Here is a 22,176-nt window from a genome sequence, read left to right as displayed (position 1 = left end):
TATGAGAGGATAGAAGAAGTTAGAAAGAACACAGGCGGTCTAGGAGACCGCCTGGGAGAGCTAATTACTGAGCGCTGTTTACGTAGTCGATTGCAGCTTGAACAGTAGTGATCTTCTCAGCTTCTTCGTCAGGAATCTCAGTGTCGAATTCCTCTTCTAGAGCCATAACTAGTTCTACAGTGTCTAGAGAATCAGCACCTAGATCGTCAACGAAAGAAGCTTCGTTTTTAACTTCTGCTTCGTCTACACCTAGCTGTTCAACAATGATTTTCTTTACGCGTTCTTCGATGTTGCTCATTTTTCTTTTCCTTTACAGATTTCGCCTAATGCGATGATTCCGTAGTTTATTCGAACTATTGAAAGTTGCAAGGGGGTCCTTGCTGGTCAAACCACAAAATTAGCGAATTTAACCGAATTTCAATACATTTTTGACTTAAATCATGCACAAATCTTGCGCATAAGCATGACAAGTTCATGACAGTTAACTGCAACTATAGGCTATTTTTCACAATGTAAAATAGCTTATTTTGCATAAACTGTCGCATTAAACCATGTACATGCCACCATTTACATGCAAAGTTTCACCAGTAATGTACGCTGCTTCAGGAGAAGCAAGGAAAACTACTGCTGATGCAATTTCACGTGGGTCACCTAAACGACCTGCTGGCACGTTCGACAAAGTTGCCGCACGTTGGTCATCATTTAGCGCCTTAGTCATGTCAGTTTCGATGAAACCAGGAGCAACAGTGTTCACTGTTACACCACGAGACGCAACTTCACGAGCCATTGATTTAGTAAAACCAATCACGCCCGCTTTCGCTGCTGCGTAGTTAGTTTGACCAGCATTACCCATGGTACCAACAACAGAGCCTACGTTGATGATACGACCCGCACGTTTTTTCATCATACCGCGTAAAACCGCTTTAGACATGCGGTAGATAGGCGTTAGGTTGGTATCGATGATGTCGTTCCACTCATCATCTTTCATGCGCATCAATAGGTTGTCACGAGTAATACCAGCGTTATTCACCAGAATATCGATCACACCAAATTCTTCGTTGATCGTTTTTAATGTCGCTTCGATAGACTCGACATCAGTCACGTTAAGCGCTAAGCCTTTACCGTTATCACCAAGATACTCGCTGATAGCAGCCGCACCACTTTCAGAAGTAGCAGTACCGATAACCGTAGCACCTCGCTCGACAAGAAGTTCCGCGATCGCGCGGCCAATACCACGGCTTGCGCCGGTAACTAGCGCGATCTTACCTTCTAGATTCATCATGTTGTGTTTCCTTTTCTTATCGCAAATTTATCGCTTGATGGATTACTTCGCAGCGTCTAGCGATGCGATATCATTCACTGCTGCTGCAGTTAGCGTTTTCACGATACGTTTTGTTAGACCTGTTAAAACTTTACCAGGGCCAAGCTCAAGAAGATTTTCTACGCCTTGTTCGTGCATCAGTTCAACTGTTTCAGTCCAACGAACTGGGCTATGTAGCTGACGAACAAGCGCATCTTTGATTTTTGCAGGATCTGTCTCAGCAACCACATCAACGTTGTTGATAACTGGCAGCTGTGGTGAGTTAAATTCGATAGACTCAAGAGCTACAGCAAGTTTTTCCGCTGCTGGCTTCATAAGTGCACAGTGTGAAGGTACTGAAACAGGAAGAGGAAGCGCACGCTTCGCACCAGCTTCTTTACATAGCGCACCAGCTCGCTCTACTGCGTCTTTGCTACCAGCGATAACGACTTGGCCAGGCGAGTTAAAGTTTACTGGAGAGACCACTTCGCCTTGCGCTGCGTCTTCACACGCTTTTGCAATCGCATCATCAGCCAAACCGATAATCGCGAACATTGCGCCAGTACCAGCTGGTACTGCTTCTTGCATAAGTTGACCACGTAATTCAACCAGCTTGATGGCTTCTTTAAAGTCAATAACACCCGCACATACAAGTGCTGAGTACTCACCTAGGCTGTGACCAGCTAGGTTGGCTGGTTGCTCTAAGCCAAGTTCCTGCCATACACGCCAGATTGCAACAGATGAAGCTAGCAAAGCTGGTTGAGTACGGAAAGTCTCGTTTAAATCTTCTGCAGGTCCATTTTGAACAAGCGCCCATAGATCGTAACCTAGTGCGTCAGATGCTTCTGCAAATGTTTGTTTTACTACGTCATATTGTTCGCCTAGTTCTGCAAGCATACCTACAGCTTGAGAACCTTGACCTGGAAATACGATAGCAAACTTGCTCATGTTGTTTTCCTTTAAGCAAAGTAAAAAGAAATAAGATGCACCAAGTGCACCTTAAATTTTGAATTCTTGTGAAACTTAGAACTTCACAAGGGCCGAGCCCCAAGTGAATCCGCCGCCAAACGCTTCAAGAAGCAGAGTTTGACCGCGTTTAATACGACCATCACGTACCGCTTCATCTAGTGCTGTTGGCACAGTAGCAGCTGATGTGTTGCCGTGTTTATCAAGTGTAATCACGACTTGGTCTAGTGACATCGAAAGTTTCTTCGCTGTCGCTGAAATAATGCGGTAGTTCGCTTGGTGCGGCACTAGCCAGTCTAGTTCAGACTTATGCATGTTGTTGGCTTCAAGCGTATCTTTTACTAGTTTCGATAGCTGAGTGACAGCGACTTTGAATACTTCGTTCCCAGCCATATGAAGCCATTTATCCGCATCTTGCCCCCGCACAGGTACAGGTAGGCTTAGAAGCTCTCCGAATTGACCATCCGAGTATATGTGGGTAGAGATAATGCCAGGCTCTTGGCTAGCGCCTACGACAACGGCTCCGGCACCATCACCAAATAGGATGATGGTTGAACGGTCTGTCGGATCACACGTTTTAGACAAAGCATCTGAACCAATCACAAGTACGTTTTTGCACATACCAGATTTGATATGTTGGTCTGCAACAGATAATGCGTACACAAAACCAGAACAAGCAGCGGCTAAGTCAAAAGCTGGACAACCTTTAATGCCAAGCTTTGCCTGCACCTGACACGCAGATGAAGGGAAAGTATGGCTACTGCTCGTTGTGGCTACGATAATCAGGTCGATATCGTTTTTATCAATACCCGCCATATCGATAGCGTTTTCAGCTGCGTAGAATGCCATGTCTGCTACAGTTTCGTTTTCTGCAGCAATTCGACGCTCTTTAATACCCGTGCGAGCAACGATCCACTCATCACTTGTATCTACCATTTTCTCTAGATCTGCGTTTGTACGCACCTGAGATGGCAGGTAGCTGCCAGTACCTAAAATTTTGCTATACATGAAGACTAATAATGCCTCTCGAGTAAAACCGCTTCCAAACGATCGCTAATACGGCTTGGTACTTGTCGTTTGACCTCGTGTACTGCCTCGCCAAGTGCATTGACAATCGCAGATACATCCGCACTTCCATGGCTTTTTATGACAATGCCGCGCAATCCTAGCAAACTTGCGCCGTTATACTGGTCGGGGTTCAGTGTTTTTAGTTCATTAAACAGCCTAGAAAACAACTTTCTAGCTATCCAACCCTTTATCGTTGATGCCATTATGCTGGTTTTAATTTTTTCGATAAAAAGTTGAGCTGTTCCCTCACTGGCTTTTAAGCATACGTTGCCGACAAATCCATCACAAACAATGACGTCCGCAACATCATGCAAAATTTGATTACCTTCGATATAACCGACAAAGTTAATCGCATCGGTCTGAGAAAGCATTTCTGCGCAACGTTTGACTAAATCGTTACCTTTAATCTCTTCTGCGCCAATATTGAGTACAGCAACGCGAGGAGGACGACCCAAGTGTTCTTCAGCTAATGCACTGCCCATTACAGCAAATTGGAACAAGCTATCAGCATCGCACGATACATTCGCCCCCAGATCTAGCATCCAAGTACGCTTTCCGGTAATCGTCGGTAAAGCGGAAACTAAAGCAGGACGTTCAATGCCAGGAAGTAACTTAAGAATGAAACGCGATAGTGCCATTAATGCACCGGTGTTGCCACCACTAACACAAGCATCCGCTTTCTGCTCAGAAACCAAATCGATAGCTATACGCATAGAACTATTTTGGCTATTACGTAACGCCAATGAAGGTTTTTCTGAGTTCGAGATAACTTTCTCGCTGTGAAGAATAGTCAAGCGGGAACTGGTCGAGGTACCGAGTTGAGATAATTGAGACGTGATCAGAGATTGATCACCAATAAGAATCACTTTTAGCTCTGGGAAATGAGACAGTGCCTGCACGGCGGCAGGCACTGTTACGCGTGGACCGAAATCCCCGCCCATTGCATCAAGTGCAACGGTAATACTTTGCAAAGGTTCAACCTTACTTGTTGATAACCTTTTGACCACGGTAGTAACCTTCAGCAGTTACGTTGTGGCGTAGGTGAGTTTCACCAGAAGTCGCGTCTACAGATAGAGCAGCTGTAGTTAGCGCATCGTGTGAACGACGCATACCGCGCTTAGAACGAGTTTTACGGTTTTTCTGTACGGCCATTGACCCTACTCCTATACTATTGGGTTAAAAACCTGAAGAAGAATCGGCTACCACACCTATTACTTTTTCAGACTTTTCAAAACGTCGAATGGATTCGGTTTTTCTTCCTCAATTTCTTCAGGAATCTCACCAAAAACCATGTTATTTGAATCAACGCTACAATCCGCTTCATCGTGCATCGCAATTTGAGGTAATGCTAAGATGAACTCGTCTTCAACAAGTTGTATGAGGTCTAATTCACCATATTCATTTAGATCTACCAAATCATAAATTTCTGGTGCTTCCTGTTCTGTTTTCTCACCGTAGTAAGGAGTAGAAAGGAATTCAACTTCGCACTCATGTGCGAATACCTCATTACAACGCTGACACTCTAAATCGACTTCGATGTTAGCTTTACCAGAGATAACAACGAGTCGCTGTTCATCCATCCCAAATGACAATGAGACTTCTGCGTCGCGTTTTACGCCTTCAGTTGTTTCCACTAAGCGCTTGAAAAGACTAGCTTGGATGATGCCATCGTAATCCAATCGTTTCTGTGCAGCTTTAGCTGGGTCAACCGTTCGCGGTATTTTTACCTTTTGCATAGGGCGCGAATATTATCTTCCAAATCAAAATTAGTCAAAGAAAAAGGCAAAAAAGTTGTACTTTTTTACGCTTAACATACAGAGCATTAGCCAGAATCATTTTTGATCGATTATCCTATTGGAAATGCTCCCACGAATTGTAATTCAAAATGAAAAATTACCAACTGGTTTTAGCCTCAACTTCCCCTTTTCGTAAACAACTGCTTGAAAAGCTCTCACTACCATTCGTTTGTTTACCACCTGATTGCGATGAAACACCTTTTGACCAAGAAACGCCAACTGAACTTGTGCAGAGACTGGCCCAAGAGAAAGCAATATCTTGCCAGACGGATAAAGCAAGTTTAGTTATCGGCAGTGACCAAGTTTGTGTCATTAATGGTGAAATCGTTGGCAAGCCTTTAAATAGAGATAACGCGATAAATCAACTTTTGGCTCAAAGTGGAAAAGTCATCACTTTCTATACTGGTCTTGCGGTACATAACACCGTGACAAACCATACAGAAGTCGGCTTTGATTCTTTCGAGGTGCACTTTAGAGATTTAACGCTTGAACAAATCGAACGCTACGTCGACAGGGAAGAACCTTTTTACTGCGCAGGCAGCTTTAAAAGCGAAGGCATGGGAATTTGCTTGTTTACGAAATTAGTCGGTAAAGACCCGAACACACTTGTCGGACTACCATTGATTGATTTGATTGATATGTTGCATGCTCAAGGACTCGATGTCCTTTAACCCAAATACGATAAAAGGGAGCCACAGGCTCCCTTTTGCATCCGCGAGGAAAACATGGTTACGCGTTTCTTAAACCCGCCAACACTTTTTCTAGTTTCGGTTCCATCGGTGCGTTGATTTCCATCCACTCATCATTTGATGGGTGTTGGAACTTGATGTTTGCCGCGTGTAGGAACAAACGATCTAAACCAACTTGACCTGTGTAAGCATCAAAGCGACGATCACCGTAGCGATCATCCCAAGCGATTGGGTGACCAGTGTATTGCGTATGAACTCGTATTTGGTGAGTTCGACCAGTAATCGGACTCGCCTGAATCAATGTAGCTTGTTCGAACTTTTCCAAAATCTTAAAACGCGTTTCTGACGGCTTACCATTAGGGTTAACACGAACAATACTATTCACTTCGTTTTTGAGCAGTGGCGCGTTCACAACCTTACAACTGCTTTTCCATTGCCCCATGACAAGAGCTAAGTAAAACTTCTTTACTGTCTTTTCACGAAACTGGGCTTGCAAGTGACGAAGTGCAGAACGCTTCTTCGCAACCAGCAAAATCCCTGAAGTATCACGGTCAATACGATGCACAAGTTCAAGAAAGCGAGCTTGAGGACGCAGAGCCCTAAGCGCTTCAATCGCACCAAACTTTAAACCACTGCCACCATGCACCGCGGTGCCAGATGGTTTGTTTAGAATCAACATATGATCATCTTCGAAGATAATCATATTTTCCAACTCAGCGACTTTGTTAAGTTTCGTACTTGGTGCGACATCATCATCTTTTTTCTCGACGGTCACCGGTGGAATACGAACGAGATCGCCTGCTTTTAACTTGTACTCTGCTTTTATACGCTTTTTATTTACGCGCACTTCGCCCTTACGCACAATTCGGTAAATCATGCTTTTAGGAATGTCTTTTAATTGGTTGCGCAAAAAATTATCAATGCGCTGACCCGCCATATCTTCGTCAATGTCGACGAACTGGACTTTTGTTCTTATTTCGTTCATGGGCGGTATTGTAAACTCAATTTCGTGCGACTTCACATTATTCTTGTCGTAAAAGAAACACTCGGTGGCACATACTGGTCTAAATTTCGCCAAGCTTTTGTTTAAATTATTAAAACTCTCAATCAAGTTCTCAATTTGTTTTCTGTCCTGAACAGTTTGCACATCTCAATTGCTTATGAAACAACCTGTTATAAATTAGAAATTTTGAGTTTAGCGGCAAATTTTCTATCGTTTGCGTGAAAGCAGATTGCTGATAGCCACGCGCACTGCTATAGTTCACAGCTGCTAAGGAAGGTTTGGTTACATTTTATTCATTACCAATCATTTATCCTCAAGCAATGTGAGTAGATCGTTGAAGGTCGAGTGCAGCATTGGCGTGAGACACATCGAATTCAACACTCTTGCCACCCTACTCCTCGCATATTCACGTTGAGTACCTACCGCCCAAATAGCGGGTCACAAGTCTACGTTTCCAACAGAAACCACAAGAGGCTTGTGATGACTGAAGTGCCCGAGAGCATCCCCTTCCAGCCGGGAGGCTGCAAAATACAAGCCATGGGATCAGGCACCGTGAAAGAGCGAAAAAACAGTGGCAAGTCGACAAGAAAGATATAAAAGAAAAGACAACGAGAATTTTCAATGAAAAGAATGTTAATTAACGCAACTCAAAAAGAAGAGTTGCGTGTCGCTCTGGTTGATGGCCAGCGACTTTTCGATCTTGATATCGAGAGTCCAGGTCATGAATCTAAAAAAGCGAATATCTACAAAGGACGTATCACACGTATCGAACCAAGCTTAGAAGCCGCATTTGTTGATTACGGCGCCGAGCGTCACGGTTTCCTCCCTCTCAAAGAAATTGCCCGCGAATATTTCCCTGAAGGTTACACCTACCAAGGTCGTCCAAGCATCAAAGAAGTGCTAACGGAAGGCCAAGAAGTTATCGTTCAAGTGGAAAAAGAAGAACGTGGAAGCAAGGGCGCAGCTCTTACTACTTTCATTTCTCTTGCTGGTAGTTACCTTGTTCTGATGCCTAACAACCCTCGTGCTGGCGGTATTTCTCGTCGAATCGAAGGTGACGAGCGTACTCAACTAAAAGCCGCATTAAGTACTTTGGAACTGCCTCAGGGCATGGGCCTAATCGTACGTACTGCTGGCGTTGGCAAGAGTGCTGAAGAGCTTGAGTGGGATTTGAATGTACTACTTAACCACTGGGGTGCAATCAAAGGTGCAGCGGACTCTAACCCTGCTCCATTCTTAATCCACCAAGAAAGTAACGTTATCGTTCGTGCAATCCGTGACTATTTGCGTCGTGATATTGGCGAAATCTTAATTGATAGCAACACCATCTACGAACGTGCAAAAGAGCACATTCAATTGGTGCGCCCTGATTTCCTTAACCGCGTTAAGAAATATGAAGGCGAAGTTCCACTATTCAGCCACTACCAAATCGAAAGCCAAATTGAATCGGCTTTCCAACGTGAAGTGCGTCTGCCATCTGGTGGTTCTATTGTTATTGACCCGACTGAAGCACTAACGTCTATCGATATCAACTCTGCTCGTGCAACCAAGGGCGGCGATATTGAAGAAACAGCTCTAAACACGAACCTAGAAGCAGCCGACGAAATTGCTCGCCAATTACGTCTACGTGACTTGGGTGGCTTAGTGGTTATCGACTTTATCGATATGACCCCAGTTCGTCACCAACGAGAAGTAGAAAACCGTCTACGTGAAGCCGTTCGTCTTGATCGCGCTCGTGTACAAATCGGTCGTATTTCTCGCTTTGGTTTGTTGGAGATGTCACGCCAGCGCTTGAGCCCTTCTCTTGCAGAAGCAAGCCATCACATCTGTCCTCGCTGTAGCGGAACTGGTGTCGTTCGCGACAACGAATCTCTAGCACTTTCTGTACTTCGTTTAATTGAAGAGGAAGCGCTAAAAGACAACACAGCACAAGTACTTGCAGTCGTACCTGTGCCAATCGCCTCTTACTTATTGAACGAAAAACGTCGTTCAGTAAACCATATCGAACGCATTCAAGAAGTGAAAATTACGGTTGTTCCTAACTCTGATATGGAAACACCGCACTTTGAAGTTATCCGTGTTCGTGAAGGCGAAGAGTTCGATCTGATTTCTTACTTACTTCCTAAGAAACTGGAAGCAATGAAAGAAGCAGAAGGTAAAGAGCCAGCGGAAGTTGACGTAAAACCAAAACGAATTGAAGAGCCAGTTCTTAAAGGCTTTGCTGCTCCGTCTCAAACCGCACCTGCACCAGCAGCTAAACCAGCTCCTGAGGCGAAGAAGAAAGAACAAAACGTTGAACAAGAAGAGAAACCTGGATTGTTCAGCCGTCTGTTTAAAGCACTTGGTAGCTTCCTATTCGGTGGTTCTGAAGAAACAAAAGAAGAACAGAAACCTCAGGAAGAGAAAAAACCAAATCGCGATAATCGACGTAACAAACGTGATCGCAACGATCGTCGTCGCAATAACAACCAGCGTGATAATCGTGATAACCGCGACAATCGCGATAACCGACGTCGTCGTAAGCCTCGTGATGAGCAGGCTAATGAGCAAAACGAAGCTCAACAACAAACAAATAAACCGCAAAACCGTAACCAAAAGCGTAAACCTAAAGCTCAACAGGCAGATAAAGCCCAAGAGCAGAAAGCAAACGCAAAAGTAGCGGAAAAAGGTCTGCAGCTAGCAGCGGAAGCTCGTACTGAAACAAAACCAGAAGAGAGCAAACCGAAGCAGCAAAATGCGAAAGCAGAAAAAGTGAAAGAGCGCCGCCAACGTCGCAAATTGAACAAGTCTGTACGCGTTAAGGACCAAGAAGCTATTGAGAAGAAAGCCGAAGAAACAGCGGTTAAGACTCAAGAAACGGTTGAAGCTAAAGTTGAAAAGCCAACAGAAGCAGCGGTAGAGGCACAGCAAGACAACAAGCAAGCAGAGTCTAAGCAACGTCGTAATCGTCGTTCACCACGTCACCTGCGTGCAAGCGGCCAGCGTCGTCGCCGTGGCCGTGATCGCCGCCCTAACCCATTCCGCCTACGTAAGGGAGGTGTCGCTTCTCCTGAAATGGCTATGGGTAAAGTAATGCCACGTTACATTCCGAAACCAGCACCTAAGAAGGAAGAGCGAGTTAAGGAAGAAGCTGTAGCAGCAGTACCTGCAATCCAAGGTGGCTTTGCTTGTCCAGAAATGGCAATGGGTAAAGTGATTATTCGTCGCGAGCAGCCTGTCGTAACAGATGCGCCAGTTGTTGAACACAAGGTTCAAGAAACCGTTGAAGCGAAAGTGGAAGCTCCAGTAGTAGAAGCACCCGTTGTGGAAGCACCTGCTGTGGAAACAGTAATCACAGAAAAAGCTGAATCAGCAGTAATAGAAACAGCCTCGGTAGAGCCTATCGTTGAAACTCCTGTAACTGAACATGCTGAACCGGTTGATGCCATTGTAGAAACGGCACCTACTGAAGAGCCTATCGTTGAAGCAGAAAAAGAGATTGCGGCCGAAGCGCCAGTAGATAAACCAGAGCCTAAAGTCGAAGCCATTAAAGTTGCGGCTAAGCTAAACGCTAGCGCACCGATGACGAAAGCACCTGGCCCTCAAGAGCTACGCGAAATCACGGTTGCAGCAGCACCGTTCAAAACCGAACGTTACCAAGCTAAAGGTGCTGGTAGCCAAGTGGCTAAAAACCGTGCATCGGCAGAGATGACAAAGCCTAACTTTAACTAGGCTAAATCATTACGTTCAACTGCTTAACGGCATAAATAAATTAAAGGCTACCATCTGGTAGCCTTTTTTATCTTCATATTTGCCCAAAAAATTGTTCATATAAATACCAATTCGTGATCACATTTGTACGCCATTATTCGTATCATTCTTGAACTTAATCACACTTTTCGGTAGCATGCGCCGACTCAAGTTTTCGACACCATTCTGATGCTGCTCTTTTAATACTACGGTTTACACTGCAATGTTTGATTAAAATTCAACCTTCCAGTGGCTTGTGCAAATACGAATATGTGTCGGGTTTAACTCATTGCAAAGAGAACTTAAAAACAAACATGTTCGAATTTCCCCAATTTTCTAAGCACTCCGTAAAAAATGATGTGCTATCAGGCTTAACCGTTGCGCTAGCATTGGTTCCTGAAGCTGTCGCATTTGCGTTCGTCGCAGGCGTAGATCCGATGGTCGGTCTTTACGCTGCATTCATCGTTGGTCTTATTACTTCCATTTTCGGTGGTCGTCCTGGCATGATCTCTGGTGCAACAGGTGCCATGGCAGTCGTAATGGTTTCGCTTGTCGCGACTCACGGTGTCCAGTACCTATTCGCAGCCATCATGCTCGCTGGTATTCTTCAAATTGCCGCTGGTATGTTTAAATTGGGTAAGTTCATCCGTATCGTACCTCACCCTGTGATGATCGGTTTTGTGAACGGTCTGGCTATTGTTATCTTCCTAGCTCAGTTGGGTCAGTTTAAAGCGCCAGACATCAACGGCATGCTTACTTGGCTACCACAAGACCAGATGCTGCTAATGCTTGGTTTGGTTGCGCTGACTATGGCAATCATTCACTTTCTACCAAAAATCACAACAGCTGTACCCTCTTCACTTGTTGCGATCGTAACGGTGACGGCTTTAGTGGTTGGCTTGGATCTGGAAACTCGCACTGTTGTTGACTTCCTGCGTACAATGTCTGGTGATGAAGCTGCAACACTCGCAGGTTCACTACCAACCTTCTCTATTCCTGCGGTACCATTTACACTAGAGACACTACAAATCATTCTTCCATACGCGATCATTCTCGCGGCCATTGGTCTAATTGAATCTCTACTAACACTGACAGTTTTAGATGAGATGACGAATACTCGTGGTCAATCTAACCGCGAATGTATCGGTCAAGGTATGGCAAACATGACGTGTTCTGTGTTTGGCGCAATGGGTGGTTGTGCGATGATTGGTCAGTCGATGATCAACGTAAACTCAGGTGGTCGCGGCCGTCTATCTGGTATCGTTGCGGCTATCGCTCTATTGATGTTTATCTTATTCGCTTCTTCGCTAATTGAAATGATCCCACTCGCTGCTCTGGTTGGTGTGATGTTCATGGTTGTCATTGGTACATTCGAATGGGCAACATTTAAGCTAGCACGCCGCGTACCGAAGCAAGACTTCTTCGTTATTGTTCTTGTGACCGTTGTTACTGTTCTTACTGACCTTGCTGTTGCCGTAGCGGTTGGTGTTATCGTTTCTGCATTAATGTTTGCATGGCAACACGCTAAGCACATCTATGCCGACACGTGCTTAAACGAGGAAGGTTCAAAAGAGTACAAGATTCACGGCCCTATTTTCTTTGGCTCTGCGGCTAACTTCCTGGAGTTGTTTAACGCGCCTGAAGATCCAAAAGATGTGATTGTCGATTTTGCAGACTCTCGCGTGACAGATCACTCTGCAATTGAAGCCATTGAAACACTGGCTGAGCGTTACAATGCTCAAGGTAAAACGCTGCACCTTCGTCACCTAAGCCCAGATTGTCGTAAACTTTTGGACAAAGCTGGCAGCTTGGTTGAAATTAACGTGAAGGAAGACCCAAGCTACAAAGTCGCAACCGACATACTAGCGGGTTAACACGAATAAAAAGGGATGAGCTGAGCTCATCCCTTTTTCTATTGTCTTCAAGCACGGCGATTATAGCTTCTTCAAAATTGCGTCTGATGCCTCTTCGATTAAATCAAGCACCAGTTCAAAGCCATCTTCCCCACCATAATATGGGTCCGGGACTTCGTCGTAACCTGACTCAGAATGACTTAAAAATAACGATACTTTGTGTCGATACTTCAACGGACAAATATCCAATAAATCGGCCAAATTTGCTTTATCTGCGGCTAATATAAGGTCAAACTTTTCAAAGTCATCAATGGTGACTTGGCGCGCTTGCATTCCTTTAAAAGAATAACCTCGCTGCTTTCCTGCTGCCATCGCTCTTGAATCCGGTCGGTTTCCTGCGTGGTAGCCAATTGTACCTGCCGAATCAACCTCTACTTCAACGCCTAGCTTTTGAGCTTTCGCTCTTAACACTGCCTCTCCAGTTGGTGACCGACAAATGTTTCCCATACAAACAACAAGTATTTTCTTCATTTTATTCCCTGAATTATCGGTGGTTTTTCTTCACGATATGTTGGTCTATCATAGCGAGATAAATCAATGAACCCAAATTAACTTGGGCACAGCACGAAAAGGAATTGAGGAAGTATTATGTCTATCGAAGAAAATAAAGAAGCACGCCATAAAGCTCGCCAACAAAAAGTCAAAGAACAGGTAGACGCAAAAATCGCTGCTGCTCAAGAGGAAAAAGGTCTGCTACTGATCATTACCGGAAATGGTAAAGGTAAATCGACATCAGGATTCGGTACGATCGCACGCGCAGTGGGTCATGGTTTGAATTGTGCTGTCGCGCAGTTTATTAAAGGTACTTGGGACAACGGTGAGCGCAGCCTACTTGAGAAACTCGGCGTTGAATTCCAAGTAATGGCGACCGGCTTTACATGGGAAACTCAAAACAAAGCCGCTGATACCGAAGCAGCGCAAGGCGTATGGCAAGAATGTAAACGCATGCTGCAAGACGACTCTATCGATGTCATCTTGTTTGACGAGCTAACTTATATGGTGAGCTACGGCTACATCGACTTAGACGAAGTGGTCGAAGCGCTGAGCAACCGACCTAAAATGCAGTCGGTTATTATTACTGGGCGTGGCGCACATCGAACCCTGATTGAAATGGCCGATACCGTTTCTGAAGTGAAAAATGTAAAGCACGCATTTGAATCTGGCGTAAAAGCCCTCAAAGGCGTCGATTGGTAACACTCGCAGAGTAATTTAAAAAGGGTTGGCAAAATGCCAACCCTTTTGGTTTTCACGCACGGTTAGTTGAAAAGATTCTTCAATAAACCATCGACCGCATCTTTGGTTTTCTCGTCTTTGATTTTGTCCGTTAGCTTCTCTACGCCACGATCGATTTCTTTTTGAGCTTTCTGCTTCAGAACATCATCGAATACGAGCTTGAATTTAGGTTCTGCCCACTTACCAGACACATTGATTGGAATCGTGATGTCTTTCAGCTCATCTATATCTTTACCGCCCTGGCCTTCTAGGCTGCCTACAACTGACGTGCTGATAGTAAAGTCGACTGTTTCATTGATGTAGTTTGCGGTACCTTTACCACGAACACGTAACAATGGAGACTGAGCTTGCATATTATCCGTTGATACTACACCTTTGTTGAGTTTCAATGTCGCCGTCATCGCACTGAAGTCTGTTTTCTTAGCTTCATTGGTGCCTTCAACTTTTTGCCCTTTAAATTTCGCATAGTTTTCACGAATCAACTGAGCAACGTTGATGCCATTCACCGCACCGTCAGCAAAATTGATAACAACCGTACCAGATAGATTCTTCTTGATACCGGTAGGCGTGAGACTCTTACCTGTAACATTCACATCAATGTTACCTGTCCCTTCAAGTTTGTCGTTTTCAGCAACGTCTATAAGTAGCGGTTGAACTTTCACGCCTTTGATTGACTTTTTAACGCTGTAAGTCGCTGGTGATTGGCGTGCATCTAACTTCGCTGTCGCTGAGATTGAGCCTTGGTACAACTTCGAACTAAATGATGTAAGCTCAAACACGCCACGATTTACAGTGAAGCTCGTTTTTACCGCTTCCATCTTCGCATTTGCCGCTTTGAATTTGTCGATGGTAATGTCACCCTTTACATCTAACGCTTTCAACGCAGACAAATCAGGCTCAACCTCAGGTCCGGCAGGAGCACTCTCGCCACCAGAAGCAGGCTTATTACCTTCGGCAGCTTGCTTATCTAACCCTAAGAACTCATCAAGATCGATATTGGGGCTATGGAGAGCAAAGCGTACTTTAGGAATATCACCGAGTGTCACATCTGCCTTACCATCTAGGGCGATAGCATTCGCTGTTAACTTCTCTAGAACAAAACTCAGATGGTTTTTCGTTAGGTCGAAAGACAGATCAGACACCATGTCGACTTTCATCTGGGACTGAGGTAAGGCATCACCCTCAAAAGTCGATTTAAGAGTTAACTTATCCAACTGTACTTTGCTGATAGCCTTGTCCACGCTAAGTTGACCAGCACCCTGCATATCTAACTTCATACCACCAGCGTCACCCTTAATGGCATAAGTCAGGTTATTTACTTTATCGAATTCAAACGTGTCTAAACCGATCGTTGCCGATTCAATTTTATTGGCAGGGTCAGAGTATGTTGCATCAAAGTTGATGTTCTTTAGCGCGTAGTTTGCCAAACCTTTTTCTAGCTTAAAGTCTGCCTGACCTTTCGCGGTGAACTTTTGGTCGTTCATTTCGCCCTTCACGCCAAAATCAGCCGTTGTCCAGTTGTCAAAAGCGAATTCGGAAAGGTTTAATGAAATATCATAAAGTTTGGTGTAACTACCGGCTTGCTTATCCTGCATTTCTAATGAACCGTTAGAAACCGTAACGCCAGCAAGATTAATACTCCAATCAGAACCAGAAGTTTGCGTTTCACCATTTTGCGTAGGCGCAGCATTGCTCTCTTGTTCTGCTTGTTGTGTTTGGGCTTTCGTCAATGCATCAATATTCTTGCTGCCATCTTTCTTGGTTTCAATGTAGAACTCAGCACCATCAAGCGTGACGTTTCCAATTTCAAGCTGCTGACTAAAAAGTGGCATAACAGAGATGTCTACACCAACGGTATCAACTTTGAATAAATTGGGTTTACTAAAGCCTTGTGGGTTTCGCAATTCTGTATGTCCCAACTCAAAGCCAATCGATGGGAAAAATTGCCAACTGATATCCCCTTCAATCACCAACTCTAATCCCGTTTGCTTTTGCGCTTGCTCAACAATAAGGGGTTTAAACTGATTCGGATTGACGAAGATGGTTAACGTTAAAATTGCGACCAAAATGACCACAATCGGTATTGCTAGAATTAAGAGCAGTTTCTTCATTTGTTTTTCCTTGCTCGAGTGTTTTTACAATTATAAGCGCAGACTCCATTTACCGCTGACAGTTCCACAAAAGCGTGAAAAGTGTCTGGTTTTAACCTGCAACTGACTAATTTAAAAACAAAAAAAGAAGTGGCACTTAAGGTGCCACTTCTTCTCTTAAAAATAAAGCGATATAGCCGTCTATAGGCTTAAGCTTTCAAAAGTCTTGCAATGTGAGCTTTTAATACATCAATTGCGATACGGTTTTTACCACCGCGAGGAACAATAATGTCCGCATATTGCTTAGAAGGTTCGATAAACTGCATGAACATCGGACGTACTGTTTGTTGGTATTGCTTAAGAACAGACTCCATAGTTCGGCCTCGTTCTTCCACATCACGCTTAACACGGCGAAGCAAGCAAATATCTAACGGTGTGTCCATAAATACTGTCGCATGCATCAAATCACGAAGACGAGGGTCTGTAAGAAGAAGGATACCTTCTAGAATGATCACCTTTTTAGGTGTCATTGTGGTGGTGTTAATTGTTCTTGTGTGCTCAGTGTAGCTGTACTCAGGCACTTCTACTGCTTCACCACGTACCAATTTTTCTAGGTGCTCACACAGTAGGTCGTGGTCCAACGCACTCGGGTGATCGTAGTTCGTCTTTACTCGCTCTTCCATGCTTAGGTGGCTTTGGTCGTTGTAGTAGCAATCTTCCGTGATGACACCGATTTGATGATCGCCTACTTTCGCGCGAAGCTCATTATAAATAGTGCTCGCGATCAGACTTTTTCCAGAAGCAGAAGCGCCAGCAATACCTACGATGACGCATTGATTATTATCAGACATTAGTTTGCACCCGATGATGATTTCTAGTCACATAAAAAGATAAACTGCCTGATTATAGGGAGTTCACCCCATAGTTACTAGTTGGAATTAGGGTTTAGTCATAAGTTTCTGCCTGCTCAGAGGATTAACCTCCGAGCAAACGTTAAAATGTGCAATTATCAACCAACAGGCATAGTAAACTTAGTTCACCATTGTAAAGCTAATCGCATCTGGTTTTGCTTTGCCTTGCCAAAACATCGTGCTACATACGCGATCGGCAAGTTGCTTATAATACCCTGCATGCTCACTTTCTGGGCGTCTTGCTACTGTTGGCACGCCAGCGTCAATATCTTCTCGCATAGAGATATGAAGCGGAACTTGTCCTAACAATGCTAAGCCAAATTCTTGCGACATTTTTTCAGCTCCGCCCATACCAAAAATATGCTCTTTCGCGCCACATTGACTACAAATGTGATAACTCATGTTTTCCACAACACCAATAACCGGGACATGGACTTTGTTAAACATTGCCGCTCCCTTCCTTGCATCGGCAAGGGCTAAATCTTGCGGCGTTGTGACTAGCACGCTACCTGTTACCGGAATTTGTTGTGACAGAGTCAATTGAATATCCCCCGTACCTGGCGGCATATCAATCACCAAATAATCCAAATCTGGCCAATCTGTTTCAGTTAATAACTGCGACAACGCTTTTGAAGCCATTGGACCACGCCATATCGCCGCTTCTGATTTATCCACCAAATAACCGATAGAATGAGTATAGATGCCGTGAGCAAAAATGGGTTCCATCCACTTGCCATCACGAACTTCTGGTTTAGCATCTTCTTGCCCCAACATCATAGGTACAGACGGACCATAGATATCTGCATCCAACAATCCCACTTTCGCCCCAGATTGAGCAATTGCCAACGCTAAATTAACTGCGGTAGTAGATTTACCAACGCCACCTTTCGCAGAACTGACGGCAATGATGTTCTTAACACCCTTAACCGAGTTAGCCACTTGAGTTTCTAAAGCTTTAACTCCAAGGCGAATATTAAATGGGAATTCAGCCACTTTACCCGAGGCTTGCTGCTGTTTGATCCAGTCATGCAGTACGGTTTGAAGCTCATTACTTGCGAATGGCAACGTTATATCAATAGAACCCTGTGTCGTAATCGAAATTACGCCATGAATATCTGCCCAGTTTTCCACCAACTGTGGATGTTGGAATTGGTTAAACCAGTGACAAAAATCTTGTTTTGAAGTGAACTGATGCATAAGCCCTCCTTTTAGATGTCATGCTACCACCGTCCAGGCTCAACCAGAACCCCAAAAAAACTAAGGCATTCCGCAGTTTGACACCTTGGAGTTAGTCAGTTCATGGGGTAGTATTATCCATCAAAATTTATTTATACCTATCAAGAAAAGCGAATATTAAGTATGGCAAACGATCCAAAAAACTTTCCGTCAAGGAAAATGCTGGTAACTTGTGCCCTTCCGTACGCTAACGGTTCGATCCACCTTGGTCATATGCTTGAGCATATCCAAGCGGACATTTGGGTTCGTTACCAACGCCTACGCGGCAACACTGTAAACTTCATCTGTGCTGACGATGCTCACGGCACGCCAATCATGCTTAAAGCGCAACAGATGGGTATTACTCCTGAAGAAATGATTGCCGCAGTTAGCGAAGAGCACCAAAAAGACTTCGCTGGATTTGATATCAGCTTTGATAACTACCACAGCACACACTCAGATGAGAACCGTGAGCTAGCGTCACACATTTATCTTGAGTTGAAGAAAAATGGCTTTATCTCTAGCCGCACTATCTCTCAGCTGTTCGATCCAGAAAAAGAGATGTTCTTACCGGACCGTTTCGTAAAAGGTACCTGTCCAAAATGTAAGTCTGAAGACCAGTACGGTGACAACTGTGACAACTGTGGTGAGACTTACAGCCCAACAGAACTGATCAATCCTAAATCTGCGGTTTCTGGTGCGACGCCAGTAATGAAAGATTCAGAGCACTTCTTCTTCGACCTACCTCAGTTTGAAAGCATGCTAAAAGAGTGGACTCGCTCTGGCTCGCTACAAGCTGAAACAGCGAACAAAATGCAAGAATGGTTCGAATCTGGTTTGCAGCAATGGGATATCTCACGTGACGCACCATACTTTGGCTTCGAGATCCCTGGTGAGAAAAACAAATTCTTCTACGTGTGGCTAGACGCGCCTATCGGCTACATGGGCTCTTTCAAAAATCTATGTGACAAGCGCGACGACCTAGATTTCGACGAGTATTGGAAAAAAGACAGCTCAGCAGAGCTGTACCACTTCATCGGTAAAGACATCGTTTACTTCCACAGCCTATTTTGGCCAGCAATGCTAGAAGGTTCTGGCTTCCGCAAACCTAACAACGTATTCGTCCACGGTTACGTAACGGTGAATGGCGCGAAGATGTCGAAGTCTAAAGGTACCTTCGTTAAAGCGAGCACGTACCTAGAGCACCTAGACCCGGAATGCCTACGTTACTACTACGCTGCGAAACTAAACAGCCGTATCGACGACCTAGACCTTAACCTTGAAGACTTCACTCAGCGTGTAAACGCTGACGTAGTAAACAAGATTGTTAACCTAGCTTCGCGTAACGCTGGCTTCATAGCAAAACGCTTTGACGGCAAACTGTCTGACAACTTTGCAGAGCCTGAACTTTACAACGAATTTGTTGCTGCGGCTGACCGTATCGCTGAGCTTTACGAAACGCGTGAGTTTGGTCGTGCAATCCGTGAAATCACGGCATTGGCAGACAAAGCTAACCAATACGTTGATGAAAAAGCACCGTGGGTTGTAGCAAAAGAAGAAGGCAAAGATCAGGAACTACAAGACATCTGTTCTGTCGGTATCAACCTGTTCCGCGTACTGATGACTTACCTGAAACCAGTAATGCCATCGCTAGCTGCGCGTACTGAAGCGTTCCTAAACCAAGAGCTAACTTGGGAAAACATCGCTGCTCCACTAACAGGCCACGAGATCACTAAGTTCAAAGCACTGTTCAACCGTATCGATCCGAAGAATGTTGAAGCGATGATCGAAGCGTCTAAAGAAGATGCGGCGGCAGAAATGGCGGCGAAAGAGAAAGCTGAAGCGGAAAAGAACAAGGCTAGCCAAACCGAGCTAGACAAAGAACCAATCGCTGAAGAGATTGAGTTCGATGCTTTTGCTGCAGTAGATATGCGTATCGCTCGTATCATCTCTTGTGAAGAAGTACCAAAAGCCAACAAACTGCTTAAGTTCCAATTGGACATCGGTGGTGAAACTCGTCAGGTATTCTCTGGCATCAAGTCAGCTTACAAACCTGAAGAGCTAGAAGGCAAGCTAACGGTAATGGTAGCAAACCTAAAACCTCGTAAGATGAAGTTTGGTATGTCTGAAGGTATGATCCTTGCGGCAGGCCCTGGTGGTAGCGACCTGTGGATCCTTGAGCCACACGAAGGCGCTCAACCTGGCATGCGCGTAATGTAAGTTGTAGCTTTACAATCAAATTTAAAAAGTCCTCGCCAGTTCAGCGGGGACTTTTTTTGACTGAATTCACACTTTTGGGGAATTTGTGCACCAAACTTGTACAGCACCTCTCCCATCACAATCCTAAATTACTGTTTTAATAGAATTTAATTAGTGGCATCAAAACTGCAATCTTCCTTGTTAGGTCCAAACACTAACAAGGAGTTGGTTATGTTTGTTTTGATTTCCACACTATTGTCCATCGCTATTTTAGCTGGAATATATCACTTATCTTCTAAACGAGAGCAGCAACATGCGCGCAAATATCAGCTGTTAACATTGTTGCGAGATGTTGTTCACCTTCTGAGATACCACCGAGCTGCTACTCACTACTCGCTTCAATTCCAACAAAACGATCAACAAAAATTGGACGCTCTTAATGATGCTCTGACTAACAAGCTTCATCTTTTAGTCGAAACCTCACGGTTTGAAAACAAACCCATGTATCGCGTATTACAGATTAAAGTAGGGAAACTACTTGAACAATGGGATGACCATAGTGTTGCAAGAAACCAGATGGAGCATGGTAAGTTGATTCGTCATTGCTTGTTTTTGATGGATGAAGTAACCATCGCATGGCTAGCGGTTGAGCAAAGAGATGACTTGCATAATGAGTATCACATGAACTGGCAAAACATTATGGATAGCTTGGAGACCCTGACTCAGTTACGAATCAGCATTCAAGATTTAGGAGAGCAAGGCGGAAATGAGCGTTTCAAAAATTATGCATCGGTCATGATGCGTAAGCTAAACCAACTAGCGGTTATCGCTCCACTTAGCATTACCTCTCCTGCTTCCACGCGCTCAATACAGACGCTAAATGAATACGTGACAGGGAGTCATGTCGACTTAACAGAAGCAGAGCTTTATGGCGTCACATCTGACTTGTCATTGACCATCTTCAATACTTACGACCATGTCCTTTCAGATGTCGTAGAGTCATTATATCTACCGTTACCCAGACTCTCGCTAGCAGGATAAACGTTCCATGCCTTATTATTGGTGCTAGGTCCGTCGCCGACTTATAAATAAAAACAAAAAAACCGCAGGCCTAAGGCACTGCGGTTTTCGTTTATTCAACTTGTCAGCGCTTAGCTGTCGTCTTCCGTGAAGTTCGTTGGTAATTGCTTTTTCATTTCGTTCCAGATCAACGCACTTTCCATACCATAATGACGAATCACTACTGGTAGTTGCTCACGCTGGCCACTTTCACAAGTTTCGAGCAATTGATGGTAAAACTTCAGAGCTAGCTCACGAGAAGCTGGATTTGAGAAGTAGTAGCTACCGACACGATCGTAGAGCTTCTTCAAACCATTAAAGATCAAACCGTAAATTTGATTTCCTGAATGGAATGCTAGGCGCTGGAAAAGCATATAATCGTAAAAGTTGAACGTTTTAGCAATCAAGATTTCTTGACGCTTCGCTTCATCTTTCTCGTTATCTTCTTTCACATTCTGCAGAACTTTTTCAGCATACGGCGAAGAAGCGATGAATTCGTCCCAGGAAGCCGCATTCATTAAAGCTTCACAAGATTCGATTACGTTCTTAATTGTACGCTCAGAGCTCTCTTTGTTCGCTTTAAATGCATAGCGCATAAAGATAGGACTGATGTTGGTACGTGCCGCAAGCAGATCTTCTACAATGTTTGTCGCATTATCAACGTCTAGCGTCATTAAAGTATCCAAAATATGCAGACCAGAGGTCTCCATAAATTGGTTAACTTTCGTAGGTTTGCCGTGCTGGATAGTCAGCCATCCATCACGGGCTAGTCGTTGAAGAACCTCTCTTAAAGTCGTTCGAGTAACACCAATCAGTTCGGACAGCTCGCGCTCAGCAGGTAAAATTGAGCCTGGAGGAAAACGGCCGTTCCAAATGCTCTCGATAATATATTTTTCTGCGAATCCCGCAGGGCTTTTCGCCTTTATGACCATTCTACTTTTTATCCAATATTGATTTCTGAGGGTCGATACTACTCATCATACCACTACTTAGCGGTTTGAGAAA

At 44.4% G+C, this 22,176-nt stretch carries 19 protein-coding genes; 6 read left to right on the top strand and 13 right to left on the bottom strand.

Annotation, left to right across the window (positions count from 1 at the left end):
• Positions 1 to 64: 64 nt before the first annotated feature.
• The 7 genes from acpP to yceD form a co-directional block, all read right to left on the bottom strand.
• On the bottom strand, positions 65 to 298 hold the full coding sequence (gene acpP / locus R7D93_RS05215) for an acyl carrier protein (protein ID WP_004406112.1): 234 nt from the start codon (positions 296 to 298) through the stop codon (positions 65 to 67).
• Positions 299 to 544: 246 nt separating this feature from the next.
• A complete protein-coding gene (gene fabG, locus R7D93_RS05210) occupies positions 545 to 1,279 on the bottom strand; it encodes a 3-oxoacyl-ACP reductase FabG (protein WP_031781117.1) in 735 nt (244 codons plus the stop codon).
• Positions 1,280 to 1,324: 45 nt separating this feature from the next.
• The gene (fabD, locus tag R7D93_RS05205) at positions 1,325 to 2,248 is read right to left on the bottom strand and encodes an ACP S-malonyltransferase (RefSeq protein WP_213868090.1); all 924 of its coding nucleotides are present in this window, start codon (positions 2,246 to 2,248) and stop codon (positions 1,325 to 1,327) included.
• Between the two features lie 75 nt (positions 2,249 to 2,323).
• Positions 2,324 to 3,274: a beta-ketoacyl-ACP synthase III gene (locus tag R7D93_RS05200; RefSeq protein ID WP_017821385.1), complete on the bottom strand. Its 951-nt coding sequence runs from the start codon at positions 3,272 to 3,274 to the stop codon at positions 2,324 to 2,326.
• Positions 3,275 to 3,279: 5 nt separating this feature from the next.
• Entirely contained in the window at positions 3,280 to 4,305 is a 1,026-nt protein-coding gene (gene plsX / locus R7D93_RS05195; protein WP_053304235.1) for a phosphate acyltransferase PlsX, read from the bottom strand.
• Between the two features lie 10 nt (positions 4,306 to 4,315).
• Complete coding sequence (rpmF, locus tag R7D93_RS05190; protein WP_005396978.1) at positions 4,316 to 4,486, bottom strand: 50S ribosomal protein L32; 171 nt, start codon at positions 4,484 to 4,486, stop codon at positions 4,316 to 4,318.
• Between the two features lie 59 nt (positions 4,487 to 4,545).
• Positions 4,546 to 5,070, bottom strand: coding sequence for a 23S rRNA accumulation protein YceD (yceD, locus tag R7D93_RS05185; protein WP_005387307.1), 525 nt, complete (start codon positions 5,068 to 5,070; stop codon positions 4,546 to 4,548).
• Between the two features lie 149 nt (positions 5,071 to 5,219).
• On the opposite strand from yceD, the gene R7D93_RS05180 reads away from it, so the two are divergent.
• Entirely contained in the window at positions 5,220 to 5,801 is a 582-nt protein-coding gene (locus R7D93_RS05180; protein ID WP_225495416.1) for a Maf family protein, read from the top strand.
• Positions 5,802 to 5,859: 58 nt separating this feature from the next.
• Here the strand turns inward: R7D93_RS05180 and rluC are convergent, their stop codons facing one another.
• Positions 5,860 to 6,804 carry a 23S rRNA pseudouridine(955/2504/2580) synthase RluC gene (rluC, locus tag R7D93_RS05175; protein WP_021033985.1) on the bottom strand — a complete coding sequence of 315 codons (945 nt, stop codon included), beginning with the start codon at positions 6,802 to 6,804 and terminating at the stop codon, positions 5,860 to 5,862.
• A gap of 639 nt (positions 6,805 to 7,443) precedes the next feature.
• Between rluC and rne the strand changes: the two genes are divergently transcribed.
• The gene (gene rne / locus R7D93_RS05170) at positions 7,444 to 10,533 is read left to right on the top strand and encodes a ribonuclease E (RefSeq protein WP_213876351.1); all 3,090 of its coding nucleotides are present in this window, start codon (positions 7,444 to 7,446) and stop codon (positions 10,531 to 10,533) included.
• Between the two features lie 332 nt (positions 10,534 to 10,865).
• Positions 10,866 to 12,425, top strand: coding sequence for a SulP family inorganic anion transporter (locus R7D93_RS05165; protein ID WP_005380840.1), 1,560 nt, complete (start codon positions 10,866 to 10,868; stop codon positions 12,423 to 12,425).
• Positions 12,426 to 12,485: 60 nt separating this feature from the next.
• On the opposite strand, the gene R7D93_RS05160 is transcribed toward R7D93_RS05165, so the two are convergent.
• A complete protein-coding gene (locus R7D93_RS05160; RefSeq protein WP_025767219.1) occupies positions 12,486 to 12,935 on the bottom strand; it encodes a low molecular weight protein-tyrosine-phosphatase in 450 nt (149 codons plus the stop codon).
• Between the two features lie 117 nt (positions 12,936 to 13,052).
• On the opposite strand from R7D93_RS05160, the gene cobO reads away from it, so the two are divergent.
• Positions 13,053 to 13,658: a cob(I)yrinic acid a,c-diamide adenosyltransferase gene (gene cobO, locus R7D93_RS05155; protein ID WP_213908331.1), complete on the top strand. Its 606-nt coding sequence runs from the start codon at positions 13,053 to 13,055 to the stop codon at positions 13,656 to 13,658.
• Positions 13,659 to 13,720: 62 nt separating this feature from the next.
• On the opposite strand, the gene R7D93_RS05150 is transcribed toward cobO, so the two are convergent.
• The 3 genes from R7D93_RS05150 to apbC form a co-directional block, all read right to left on the bottom strand.
• Entirely contained in the window at positions 13,721 to 15,808 is a 2,088-nt protein-coding gene (locus R7D93_RS05150) for an AsmA family protein (RefSeq protein WP_225495418.1), read from the bottom strand.
• A gap of 188 nt (positions 15,809 to 15,996) precedes the next feature.
• Complete coding sequence (gene udk, locus R7D93_RS05145; RefSeq protein ID WP_005380833.1) at positions 15,997 to 16,638, bottom strand: uridine kinase; 642 nt, start codon at positions 16,636 to 16,638, stop codon at positions 15,997 to 15,999.
• A 180-nt stretch (positions 16,639 to 16,818) separates the two neighbouring features.
• Positions 16,819 to 17,895, bottom strand: a complete 1,077-nt coding sequence (apbC, locus tag R7D93_RS05140) for an iron-sulfur cluster carrier protein ApbC (protein WP_138939567.1) — start codon at positions 17,893 to 17,895, stop codon at positions 16,819 to 16,821.
• A gap of 162 nt (positions 17,896 to 18,057) precedes the next feature.
• Here apbC and metG point away from each other — a divergent pair, with 162 nt between their 5' ends.
• The gene (gene metG, locus R7D93_RS05135; RefSeq protein WP_170893533.1) at positions 18,058 to 20,133 is read left to right on the top strand and encodes a methionine--tRNA ligase; all 2,076 of its coding nucleotides are present in this window, start codon (positions 18,058 to 18,060) and stop codon (positions 20,131 to 20,133) included.
• Positions 20,134 to 20,343: 210 nt separating this feature from the next.
• The gene (locus R7D93_RS05130; RefSeq protein WP_130545878.1) at positions 20,344 to 21,153 is read left to right on the top strand and encodes a hypothetical protein; all 810 of its coding nucleotides are present in this window, start codon (positions 20,344 to 20,346) and stop codon (positions 21,151 to 21,153) included.
• A gap of 110 nt (positions 21,154 to 21,263) precedes the next feature.
• Here R7D93_RS05130 and fadR read toward each other — a convergent pair whose 3' ends face one another.
• Positions 21,264 to 22,103, bottom strand: coding sequence for a fatty acid metabolism transcriptional regulator FadR (gene fadR, locus R7D93_RS05125; protein ID WP_005380824.1), 840 nt, complete (start codon positions 22,101 to 22,103; stop codon positions 21,264 to 21,266).
• Positions 22,104 to 22,176: the final 73 nt, after the last annotated feature.

This window comes from Vibrio sp. YT-15, assembly GCF_033337445.1.
Lineage (GTDB): Bacteria > Pseudomonadota > Gammaproteobacteria > Enterobacterales > Vibrionaceae > Vibrio > Vibrio alginolyticus.
The sequence above is the reverse complement of the archived record's forward strand: the minus strand, read 5'-3'. Positions and strand labels throughout refer to the sequence as shown.

Coding starts and splice junctions, on each gene's coding strand:
- R7D93_RS05150 (WP_225495418.1), bottom strand. CDS start 15,808: ATGAAGAAACTGCTCTTAATTCTAGCAATACCGATTGTGGTCATTTTG.
- yceD (WP_005387307.1), bottom strand. CDS start 5,070: ATGCAAAAGGTAAAAATACCGCGAACGGTTGACCCAGCTAAAGCTGCA.
- rluC (WP_021033985.1), bottom strand. CDS start 6,804: ATGAACGAAATAAGAACAAAAGTCCAGTTCGTCGACATTGACGAAGAT.
- fabG (WP_031781117.1), bottom strand. CDS start 1,279: ATGAATCTAGAAGGTAAGATCGCGCTAGTTACCGGCGCAAGCCGTGGT.
- apbC (WP_138939567.1), bottom strand. CDS start 17,895: ATGCATCAGTTCACTTCAAAACAAGATTTTTGTCACTGGTTTAACCAA.
- cobO (WP_213908331.1), top strand. CDS start 13,053: ATGTCTATCGAAGAAAATAAAGAAGCACGCCATAAAGCTCGCCAACAA.
- metG (WP_170893533.1), top strand. CDS start 18,058: ATGGCAAACGATCCAAAAAACTTTCCGTCAAGGAAAATGCTGGTAACT.
- R7D93_RS05180 (WP_225495416.1), top strand. CDS start 5,220: ATGAAAAATTACCAACTGGTTTTAGCCTCAACTTCCCCTTTTCGTAAA.
- acpP (WP_004406112.1), bottom strand. CDS start 298: ATGAGCAACATCGAAGAACGCGTAAAGAAAATCATTGTTGAACAGCTA.
- R7D93_RS05130 (WP_130545878.1), top strand. CDS start 20,344: ATGTTTGTTTTGATTTCCACACTATTGTCCATCGCTATTTTAGCTGGA.
- fadR (WP_005380824.1), bottom strand. CDS start 22,103: ATGGTCATAAAGGCGAAAAGCCCTGCGGGATTCGCAGAAAAATATATT.
- fabD (WP_213868090.1), bottom strand. CDS start 2,248: ATGAGCAAGTTTGCTATCGTATTTCCAGGTCAAGGTTCTCAAGCTGTA.
- udk (WP_005380833.1), bottom strand. CDS start 16,638: ATGTCTGATAATAATCAATGCGTCATCGTAGGTATTGCTGGCGCTTCT.
- R7D93_RS05165 (WP_005380840.1), top strand. CDS start 10,866: ATGTTCGAATTTCCCCAATTTTCTAAGCACTCCGTAAAAAATGATGTG.
- rne (WP_213876351.1), top strand. CDS start 7,444: ATGAAAAGAATGTTAATTAACGCAACTCAAAAAGAAGAGTTGCGTGTC.
- rpmF (WP_005396978.1), bottom strand. CDS start 4,486: ATGGCCGTACAGAAAAACCGTAAAACTCGTTCTAAGCGCGGTATGCGT.
- R7D93_RS05160 (WP_025767219.1), bottom strand. CDS start 12,935: ATGAAGAAAATACTTGTTGTTTGTATGGGAAACATTTGTCGGTCACCA.
- R7D93_RS05200 (WP_017821385.1), bottom strand. CDS start 3,274: ATGTATAGCAAAATTTTAGGTACTGGCAGCTACCTGCCATCTCAGGTG.